Source organism: Monashia sp. HAY1-5C (assembly GCF_056755255.1).
Map to the genome: position 1 here is coordinate 1 of NZ_JBPGXG010000161.1, position 9,589 is coordinate 9,589.

8 protein-coding genes and 1 tRNA gene are annotated in these 9,589 nt (G+C 73.6%); 5 read left to right on the forward strand and 4 right to left on the reverse strand.

All coding sequences use genetic code 11. The annotated features are described in order from the left end of the window. The first annotated feature begins 284 nt into the window (after window positions 1-284). Window positions 285-370 (forward strand) — tRNA-Ser (locus tag ACR9ZK_RS18860). A gap of 42 nt (window positions 371-412) precedes the next feature. On the opposite strand, the gene mobA is transcribed toward ACR9ZK_RS18860, so the two are convergent. Then, the gene (gene mobA / locus ACR9ZK_RS18865) at window positions 413-1,009 is read right to left on the reverse strand and encodes a molybdenum cofactor guanylyltransferase (protein ID WP_481343496.1); all 597 of its coding nucleotides are present in this window, start codon (window positions 1,007-1,009) and stop codon (window positions 413-415) included. Continuing rightward, window positions 1,006-1,896, reverse strand: a complete 891-nt coding sequence (locus tag ACR9ZK_RS18870; protein ID WP_481343497.1) for a helix-turn-helix transcriptional regulator — start codon at window positions 1,894-1,896, stop codon at window positions 1,006-1,008. Before ACR9ZK_RS18870 ends, mobA begins: the two co-directional genes overlap by 4 nt. A gap of 2 nt (window positions 1,897-1,898) precedes the next feature. Between ACR9ZK_RS18870 and ACR9ZK_RS18875 the strand changes: the two genes are divergently transcribed. The 3 genes from ACR9ZK_RS18875 (at window position 1,899) to ACR9ZK_RS18885 (ending at window position 5,563) form a co-directional block, all read left to right on the forward strand. Further along, window positions 1,899-2,189 (forward strand): DUF2249 domain-containing protein, encoded by a 291-nt coding sequence (locus ACR9ZK_RS18875; RefSeq protein ID WP_481343498.1) that lies wholly within the window; start codon window positions 1,899-1,901, stop codon window positions 2,187-2,189. Window positions 2,190-2,252: 63 nt separating this feature from the next. Next, on the forward strand, window positions 2,253-2,753 hold the full coding sequence (locus tag ACR9ZK_RS18880) for a hemerythrin domain-containing protein (RefSeq protein ID WP_481343499.1): 501 nt from the start codon (window positions 2,253-2,255) through the stop codon (window positions 2,751-2,753). After that, on the forward strand, window positions 2,750-5,563 hold the full coding sequence (locus ACR9ZK_RS18885) for a multicopper oxidase domain-containing protein (RefSeq protein WP_481343500.1): 2,814 nt from the start codon (window positions 2,750-2,752) through the stop codon (window positions 5,561-5,563). The genes ACR9ZK_RS18880 and ACR9ZK_RS18885 overlap by 4 nt, the downstream gene beginning before the upstream one ends. Before the next feature lie 82 nt (window positions 5,564-5,645). Here ACR9ZK_RS18885 and epsC read toward each other — a convergent pair whose 3' ends face one another. After that, a complete protein-coding gene (gene epsC, locus ACR9ZK_RS18890) occupies window positions 5,646-6,401 on the reverse strand; it encodes a serine O-acetyltransferase EpsC (protein WP_481343501.1) in 756 nt (251 codons plus the stop codon). Between the two features lie 29 nt (window positions 6,402-6,430). Beyond that, window positions 6,431-7,360, reverse strand: coding sequence for a cysteine synthase A (gene cysK, locus ACR9ZK_RS18895; RefSeq protein WP_481343502.1), 930 nt, complete (start codon window positions 7,358-7,360; stop codon window positions 6,431-6,433). Between the two features lie 277 nt (window positions 7,361-7,637). On the opposite strand from cysK, the gene ACR9ZK_RS18900 reads away from it, so the two are divergent. Beyond that, window positions 7,638-9,589, forward strand: a 1,952-nt coding sequence (locus ACR9ZK_RS18900; protein ID WP_481343503.1) for a (Fe-S)-binding protein, incomplete at its 3' end; no start/stop codon positions are given.

Genomic DNA, 9,589 nt, shown 5'->3' on the forward strand with positions numbered 1-9,589 from the left:
TCCGTCGTCGGCAGCGTCAGATGTGTATAAGAGACAGTGCGTATCTCACGCGGCGTTTGACAGGTCAATCCTCGCCGGGTCCATGGTTGCCGAACTGTTACCATTGGCAGCAGACGTCATCCGCCCGCCCGGCACCCGCTCCCAGTCGGGCGGGCGGGTGCCCGTCCGGTCCGGACGGCGCCCGCGACCCGGGCGGCCCACCGGCTGGACGCAGCGGCCGCACGGTTGGGTGGGACGGCCTCGCGTGCGGCATGATGAGGCCCCGGCGTCGGCATGGCGCCGCTGGAGGGTTCGCATAGCGGCCGAGTGCAGGCGCCTTGAAAGCGCCCGAGGGAAACCTCCGTGGGTTCGAATCCCACACCCTCCGCCAACCGGCACGGTCACGGCCGGGCGTCCCCGCGTCGGACAGGCCTCAGCCCAGCTCGGAACGGGCTGCCTCGAGGTCGGCGGGCGTGTCGACGTCGCGACCGTGCACCAGCGGGACGGCCACCTCGACGTGCGGCCTCGCGAGCAGCGTCCGCGCAGGGAGCCCGCCGACCGACGCGGGCAGCCCGTCCCGCAGGTCGCCCACCCGGTAGACGGCCAGCAGGGCGTTGGGCCGGCCCTGGACGACGGCGACGGCCGCCGCGGTCTCCGGACCCGAGGCCTCGAGGGCGTCGAGGAGGACCGCGAGCGCCGGCGCCGCGAACGGCATGTCGCCCGCGACGACGGCGACGAGAGGGGTGCCAACGAGGCTCAGCCCGGCCGCCACGGCGGCGAGCGGCCCACCGCCGGGGGGCTGCTCGCGGACCCACCTCGCGTCGGGTCGTGCGGTGGCGCGCGGCGGTCCGACGAGGACGACCGGCCAGCCGCCGGGGAGGGCGCCGAGGAGGTGGTCGAGGACGGTGCCCCGGCCGAACGGGGCGGCGAGCTTGTCGTCGCCGAAGCGTCGCGACGTGCCACCGGCGAGGACGACGACGCTGACGCGCGGCAGCGGGCCCGTCGCCGGGTGGGGGGTCGGCTCGCTCACCGGGCCAGTGTCGCAGCCGCCGTCAGGGTGAGGACGCACGCGCCGGGTCGCGCGAACGCCTCGAGCCGGACGCCCGGATGGACGACGCCTCCGCCGGCCGGGCGCCCGGCATCGAGAACACCCTCGACCAGGCCGCGGTGGACCTGACACACGACCTCGGGATGCCGACGCGCCGACTCGAGCAGTGGGCAGGTCCGGAGGAGGACCGTCGTCGGGCCATCGGCCTCGGGCCCGGGTTCGCCGGACTCGGGTGGGGCAGCCTGGACCTGCGGTGAGAAGCCCAGGCGCCCGAGGACGGCGAGGACCTGGTCCACGGCGCCGGCGGCGGGACGAGCAAGGGCCGAGGCGCCTGCGGTCCGTCGCCGTCCACGCGCCTGCCGCGCGCCCCGGGCGGGCTGCCGACGGTCCCCGCGCCCGAGCAGTGTCGCGCCCCAGGCCCGACCGATGGACCGGGCGTCACCGCCCGGGTCGCCACCACGCGCGGCCAGCCGTTCGGCGAAGGCGGCCGCCAGAGCCACGTACTCCTCGACCATGTCCGACCCCGTGGGGAGCGCCCCGTCGGCGCGCTCCGTCGCGCGGTAGCGGGTCGGCGGTCGGCCTCTCCCGGGCGACGCCGGTGCCGGCGCGGCACGGACCAGACCCTCGGCCGCCAAGCCGGCCAGGTGGTGCCGCACGGTGTTGGGGTGGCCGCCGAGCACCTCGACGAGCTCGCCGACCGTGGCCGCACCACCGGAGGACGAGACCTCCACGACGGCCTCCAGCACACGGGCACGCGCCGGGTCCAGGGGCTGTCCGGCCAGGCCCGGGCCCTGCCGAGTTGGTGCGGGACCGAGGGGAGGAGTACTTTTCACAATGTCATTGTAGAAAAGATCGACCGTGGAGGCCACCGATGGATGCCCGCACCGAACTGCCCCTCACCCCAGCAGCCCACGCCTGCGAGTGCGGCGACGACACACACGGCGCTCCCGAGCTCGACGTGCGCGCCATCCCCCACGCGATCCGCCACGCCACGGTCTTCGGCGCCCTGTCGGCCATCCCGGCCGGTGGCACCCTCGTCATCGTCGCGCCCCACGACCCCAAGCCGCTGCTCGCCCAGATCGCCGAGCGGGAGGGCCCGGTCACGGTGACCTACCTCGTCGAGGGACCCGAGCTCTGGCGCCTCGCGATCACCCGCGCCTGACCGCCGCAGACGGCCATGTGCTCCTACTGCGGGTGCGAGGACATCAGCGTCGTCGGCCGGTTCATGTCCGAGCACGTCGACATCATCAACGCCTGCGGCGACCTGCGACGGGCCTGCTGGTCCGGTGACGGCCGGGCCGTCGGGCCGGCCGTCGAGCGGCTCCTCGGCCTGCTGCATCCGCACACGGTCGCCGAGGAGGCGGGGCTCTTCAGCGTGCTCGCCGAGGATGCCGAGTTCACCGACCACGTCGGCAGGCTGTGCGCCGAGCACACCGCCCTCGACGAGCAGCTCGCCGCCATCCGGGACGGTGCCCACACCGCCTTCCCCGCGTTCGAGCGAGCGCTGCGCGCGCACATCGACCGCGAGGAGAACGGGCTCTTCCCTGCAGCCGCCATCGCGTTCGCCGGCCCCGAGTGGGACCGCGTCGCCGCCCTGACGCCGGGCCCGACCCCCGACCACGCACACGCTCTGCCGCACCACCACCCGAACGACCACCTGCACGTCCACCGGCACGACCACCAGCACGACGAGGCGGACGCCCACGTGCCCGCTCACCCGGCATGAGCGACGGCACGGGCACGTCGCCGGTCGGACGGGCGGGCCGGGCCGCCGGACCGGGCGGCGACGGCGGCGGCAGGTCCGACCGCCCGGCCGCCCGACGCGGACGCTTCCCGCTGCGCGACCGTCCCGGCATCGTCTGGCTCGCCCTCGCCGGGCTGCTGACGCTCCTGCACCCGGTCGTCCCCGCCGCCGACTGGCTGCTCGTGCACCTCGTCCTGCTGGGCGCGCTGACGCACTCGGCGATGGTGTGGAGCACGCACTTCACCCAGGCGATCCTGCGCACGCCGGACTCGGTCGACGACCGCACCCGGCAGAACCGGCGCATCGTCGTGCTGCTCGCCGGTGCGACCTTGGTCCTCGTCGGCGTCCCCAGCGGAGCGTGGCCGCTCACGGTCACCGGTGCGACCGGGGTGGCCGCGGCGCTCGGATGGCACGGCGTCGCGCTGTGGCGGCGCCTCAGACGCGCCCTGCCCGGACGGTTCCGGACCAGCGTCCACTACTACCTCGCCGCCGCGTCGGCCGTGCCGGTCGGGGCGACCTTCGGCGCCTGGCTGGCCAGAGGCCTCGACGACGAGTGGCACGGCCGCCTGCTCGTCGCCCACTCGATGACCATGGTGCTCGGCTGGCTCGGCCTCACCGTCATGGGAACGCTCGTCACGCTCTGGCCCACGATGCTGCGCACCCGGATGGACGACCGCGCCGAACGCCTTGCCCGACAAGCACTTCCGTTGCTGGTCGCCGGTCTGGTCGTCCTGGACGGCGGAGCGGTTGCCGGGCTGCGCGGCGTCGCACTCGGGGGACTGGTCACCTACGTCGCCGGTCTCGGGTGGTGGGGTCGGGCGCTCGTCCGTCCGGCCCGCCAGGCACCACCGCGCAGCTTCGCCACCTGGTCGGTGACCGCCGGACTGGCATGGGGCGTCGGTGCGGTCGTCCTCGTCGCCTGGCGGCTGGGTACTGCCGGTTCGTGGAGCGCGGTCGCCGAGGGCTATGGCGTCGTCGCGGGCCTCGTCGCGGTCGGCTTCGCCGTCCAGCTCCTCTTCGGGGCCCTCTCGCACCTCATCCCGGTCGTGCTCGGCGGCGGGCCGTCGGTGGCCAGGGCGGCGTCAGCCTGGTTCGACCGGGCCTGGGTGTGGCGCCTCACCGTCGTCCAGCTGGGCCTCGCCGTGGCGGTCCTGCCCGTCCCGTCGACGGTCCGGGTCGGCGTGTCGGTCCTCGTCGTCGGTGCGCTCGGCGCCTTCGTGCCCCTGCTGCTCGGCGCGACGCGTGCGGCGGTCAGGGCCCGTCGCGACCTCCCGGCGGCCACCGGCTCCTCGGCCGGCGCCGCGGCCCGGGCCACCGCGCCCGGCGGCGCCGAGCCCACGTCAGCCGTGACGGCGTCGGTCACCGCGTCTCCCTCGCCCGGCGCGTCGGCCCTCCTCCCAGCCCGTGGCGGCGGGCAGGTGGGCGTTGCGGCCTCGGCCGTGGCGCTCGTCGTCTCGCTCGGCGTGGCCCTGAGCCCGGCCCTGCTGAGCGCCGGCTCGCCGTCGCCACCGGCGTCCTCACTCGCCGCAGGCGTCACACCGACCGGACACACGACACGCGTCCGCGTCGAGGCGCACGACATGGCGTTCGTCCCCGCGTCGGTCGCCGTGCCGGCCGGCGACCGGCTCGTCGTCGACCTCGTCAACAGCGACAGCGGATCACCGCACGACCTCACCTTCGCCGCGGGAGTCCGCACGCCCCGGGTCATGCCGGGGCACGCGGCGACGCTCGACGTCGGCGTCGTCGGCGCCGACGTCGAGGCCTGGTGCAGCGTGGTCGGCCACCGGCAGATGGGCATGGTGCTGCACGTCGCGGTGACCGGCGCTCCGGCGCGCGGCGCCGAGACTGCGATCCCGCACGGGGTCGGCGGTTCAGCCGCAGCCCCGACGCAGCCCACCCGCCTCGCCGGGACGTTCCCACCGGGCTTCCGCGCCGTCGACGCGACCCTGCCGCCGGGGCCCGCGGGACGCGTGCACGACGTGACCCTGCGCCTCGAGGAGGTCGTGCTCGAGGTGGCCCCGGGCGTCCGGCAGCGGCGCTGGACCTTCGGCGGGACGGTTCCCGGGCCGACGCTGCACGGACGCGTCGGTGACACCTTCGTCGTGAGACTCGTCAACGACACCCCGATGGGGCACTCCGTCGACTTCCACGCGGGCGAGCGCGCCCCCGACCGCGTCATGCGCACCATCCCGCCCGGCGGCTCGCTGACCTACACCTTCACGGCCGGTCGGGCCGGCATCTGGCTCTACCACTGCGCGACGATGCCGATGACCGCGCACATCGGCGCAGGTCTGTTCGGGGCCGTCGTCATCGACCCGCCCGGTCTGCCGGCGGTCGACCACAGCTACGTGCTCGTCCAGTCGGAGGTCTTCCTCGACGGGGACGGTGTGGGCTCGGTCCGCGAGGTGGACGCCACGGAGGCGGCCGGCGACGCCGCCGACCTCGTGACGTTCAACGGCGTGGCGAACCAGTACGTGGCCTCGCCGCTCGTGACCCGCGCCGGCCAGCTCACCCGCATCTGGGTGCTCGCGGCGGGTCCCAACCGCAGTAGCGCCTTCCACGTCGTCGGCTCACAGTTCGACACCGTGTGGAGCGAGGGCGCGTACCTGCTCGACCGCGGACGCGGCCCGGCCGGTGGGCGCGACGGCGGCGCCCAGGCACTTGCCCTGGCGCCGGGGCAGGGCGGGTTCGTCGAGCTGGCCCCGACGGAGCCGGGCAGCTACCCGTTCGTCACCCACGTCATGGCCGACGCCGAGCGTGGCGCCCGCGGGCTGCTGACCGTGACGCCGTGACGCACCGCCGCCGGTGACGAGGGCGGCCGGGGCCGGGACGCGTGCTGACGCGCCACGCCCCGGCCGCGGGGAGCCGGCCGGCTCAGATGTAGATGGCGGGGTCGACCCACTGGTTGGCGGCGTCGCGCTTCGGGAAGCGCAGGACGGCGGGGATGCCGGTGGCGACGGCGCCCGCCGGGACGTCCTTGACGACGACCGAGTTGGCGCCGACCTGCACGTCGTCACCGACGAGAACCGGACCGAGGATGCGGGCCCCCGCCCCGATGGTGACGCGGTTGCCGACCGTGGGGTGCCGCTTGACCCGCGCGAGGGAACGGCCGCCGAGCGTCACACCGTGGTAGAGCATGACGTCGTCGCCGACCTCGGCGGTCTCGCCGATGACGACACCCATCCCGTGGTCGATGAAGAACCGGCGCCCGATGCGGGCCCCGGGGTGGATCTCGACCCCGGTGACCGAGCGGGCGACCGTCGCCAGGACCCGCGCCGGCAGACGCCCGGCCGGGTGCTTCCACAGCTCGTGCAGTCCCCGGTGCGCCCAGATGGCGTGCAGGCCGGGCGAGGTGAGGACCACCTCGAGGCGCGAGCTGGCCGCGGGGTCGCGGGCCAGGGCGCCGTCGACGTCCTCACGGGCCCGGTCGACGACGCGTCGGGCCCAGCCGAGCGGGCCGCGGTACGCGGGCTCGGGCTGCCCCGGCGCGGCGTCGGGGCCGAGGGCGGGCGTGGCGTCGCCGCGGCGGGCCGGGGCGTCGGCGGGGACGTCCCGGACCAGCGACAGCGCGGGCTCGGCCGGTCGCGGTCGCGACTCGACCTGCGCGGTGGTGGTGGCTGCGGTGCTCATGCGACCGACTCCTCGGACCCGGACGGGTCTCAGTCGACGAGGCCCTCGAAGAGGACCGTGGACAGGTAGCGCTCGCCGAACGACGGGATGACGACGACGATGGTCTTGCCCTCGTTCTCGGGGCGCTGGGCCACCTGGGCGGCGGCCGCGATCGCGGCGCCGGAGCTGATGCCGACGAGGAGGCCCTCCTCGGTGGCGGCGCGGCGCGCGTACTTGACGGCCGTGTCGGCGTCGACGTCGATGACCTCGTCGTAGATCTCGGTGTCGAGGATCTCGGGCACGAAGTTGGCGCCGAGGCCCTGGATCTTGTGCGGGCCGGGCTGGCCGCCGTTGAGGATCGGCGACTCGGCCGGCTCGACGGCGACGATCTGGACCTCGGGCTTGCGGGCCTTGAGCACCTGGCCCACGCCGGTGATGGTGCCGCCGGTACCGATGCCGGCCACGACGATGTCGACCGTGCCGTCGGTGTCCTTCCAGATCTCCTCGGCCGTCGTCCTGCGGTGGATCTCCGGGTTGGCCTCGTTGGCGAACTGGCGGGCCAGGACGCCACCGCGCTCGGCGGCGATCTCGTCGGCCTTGGCGACCGCACCCTTCATGCCGGTGGCCGGGTCGGTGAGGACGAGCTCGGCACCGAAGGCACGCAGCAGCGCGCGGCGCTCCTTGCTCATCGACTCCGGCATGGTGAGGACGACCTTGTAGCCGCGCGCCGCTCCGACCATGGCGAGCGCGATCCCGGTGTTGCCCGAGGTCGCCTCGACGATGGTGCCGCCGGGCTCGAGCTCACCGCTCGCCTCGGCGGCGTCGATGATCGAGACGCCGATGCGGTCCTTGACGGAGCTGGCCGGGTTGTAGAACTCCAGCTTCGCCGCCACGGTGGCCGGGGCGCCGTCGGTGACCCGGTTGAGTCGGACGAGCGGGGTGTTCCCGATCAGCTTGGTGACGTCGTCGTGGATCGGCATGGCGTGGGGCCCCTTCGGCAGTCGGCAGTGTGCGGCTGGTACGGCTGGTACGGCTGGTGGCGCGCTCGGTCGTCGGCGACAACCGGAGACTCGTTATGCATATTCCAACATCTCGTTATCTCTTGCCAAGACATGCGTTCACGATCTGGTCCACGACCCTGCGCTTGTCATGGCACGCGACACCCGGGAAGCCGGCCCACGCAAGGGGACGAGCGTCACGTCGAGGCGCCCGTCACAATCACTAAGCGCTTGCTAACTCGTCACTAGACTCGCCGGCATGAGTGCGCTCCAGATCGTCGCGGTCGTCGTCTGCCTCGGGGTCACCGCGGTGGCGGTGGCGTTGCTGGTCAGGACGGTCAACGGGTTCGTGGCCACGTTCCGGCTCGGTCAGCCCGAGGACCGGGGTGATGCGAAGGGGGAGCGGACCCGGACCTTGCTGCGTGAGTTCCTGGGGCACACCCGGATGTCGCGGCTGCCGGTGGTGGCGGTGGCGCACTGGTTCACGATGGTCAGCTTCGGCGTCCTGTTCTTCACGCTGCTGAACGCGTTCGGACAGCTGTTCAAGCCGGACTTCGCGCTGCCGCTGATCGGGCACTTCCCGCCGTTCGAGTGGGTCACCGAGTTCTTCGCATGGACCGGGCTGCTGGGCATCCTCGTGCTCATCGTGATCCGGCAGCGGCAGCACCCGCGTTCGGCCGCCGGTGAGGGCGGGCGGCGCAGCCGGTTCTTCGGCTCGACGTGGTGGCAGGCGTACTACGTCGAGGCCACGATCCTCGGGGTGACGCTGTGCATCCTGACGCTGCGCGGGCTGGAGTACGCGCTGGAGTCCAACGGGGGCTCCACGGGCACCACGGCCGTCGGGGACGCGAACGGGCTGCACTACCCGCTGACCGGCTGGCTCGGCGGGATGTTGACCGGCTGGTCGGTCGAGGCGCTGGAGAACGCCATCGTGGTCGTGGCCGCGGTCAAGATCCTCATCTCGTTCGCGTGGATGATCACCATCGCGCTGACCCCGACGATGGGCGTGGCCTGGCACCGGTTCCTGGCCTTCCCCAACATCTTCTTCAAGCGGCACGCCGACGGGCGGACCAGCCTCGGGCAGCTGCAGCCGATCCGCGTCAACGGGCAGGTGCTCGACTTCGAGAACGTCGAGGACCTGCCCGAGGACGCGCCGCTGGGGGTCGGCAAGGTCGAGGACTTCACCTGGAAGGGGCTGCTGGACTTCACCACGTGCACCGAGTGCGGCCGCTGCCAGTCCCAGTGCCCGGCGTGGAACACCGACAAGCCCCTCTCGCCGAAGCTGCTCGTCATGACGCTGCGCGACCACGCGCACGCCAAGGCCCCCTGGCTGCTGGCCTCCGAGGAGGTCCGCGCGGCCGGCATCGAGAACGCCTCGGACGCGTCGAACGGGGCCGACGGCTTCAGCGACGCCACGAGGGGCGCGGTCGCGACCGAGCAGCTCGTCGGGACGACCGGCTACGACATTCGCAACCCGCTGACGGCCTACAACCCGCACGGTACGCCGGATGGTGGCGCCGTCATCGACGAGGACGTGCTGTGGTCGTGCACCACCTGCGGCGCCTGCGTCGAGCAGTGCCCCGTCGACATCGAGCACGTCGATGCGATCGTGGACCTGCGCCGCTACAAGAACCTCATCGAGTCCGCGTTCCCGGCCGAGCTGAACGGGCTGTTCAAGAACCTCGAGAAGAACAGCAACCCGTGGGGCCTGGCGCCGCGGCTGCGGATGGACTGGGCCAAGGACCTGCCCTTCGAGGTCAAGCAGGTCGGTGTCGACGTCGAGGACCTCGGCGAGGTCGACTACCTGTTCTGGGTCGGCTGCGCCGGCGCCTACGAGGACCGCGCCAAGAAGACGACCCGGGCCGTGGCCGAGCTGCTGCACACCGCCGAGGTCAGCTTCGCGGTGCTCGGCGACGGCGAGGCCTGCACCGGCGACCCGGCCCGCCGCGCCGGCAACGAGTTCCTCTTCCAGATGCTGGCCGCCCAGAACGTCGAGACCCTGAGCGAGGTCGGCGCGACCAAGATCGTCGTCACCTGCGCGCACTGCTTCAACACCATCAAGAACGAGTACCCCCAGCTCGGCGGGCACTACGAGGTGCTGCACCACACCCAGCTGCTCAACCGGCTCGTGCGCGACAAGCGCCTGACCCCGGTGGCCCGCCCCGGCGACGCCGCGTCCAGCGGGACCCTCACCGGCGCCGCGTCCACCGG

Excerpts from the sequence above, each read along its gene's own strand:
- ACR9ZK_RS18875 (WP_481343498.1), top strand. The coding sequence starts at position 1,899 with ATGGATGCCCGCACCGAACTGCCCCTCACCCCAGCAGCCCACGCCTGC.
- ACR9ZK_RS18880 (WP_481343499.1), top strand. The coding sequence starts at position 2,253 with ATGTCCGAGCACGTCGACATCATCAACGCCTGCGGCGACCTGCGACGG.
- ACR9ZK_RS18885 (WP_481343500.1), top strand. The coding sequence starts at position 2,750 with ATGAGCGACGGCACGGGCACGTCGCCGGTCGGACGGGCGGGCCGGGCC.
- epsC (WP_481343501.1), bottom strand. The coding sequence starts at position 6,401 with ATGAGCACCGCAGCCACCACCACCGCGCAGGTCGAGTCGCGACCGCGA.
- cysK (WP_481343502.1), bottom strand. The coding sequence starts at position 7,360 with ATGCCGATCCACGACGACGTCACCAAGCTGATCGGGAACACCCCGCTC.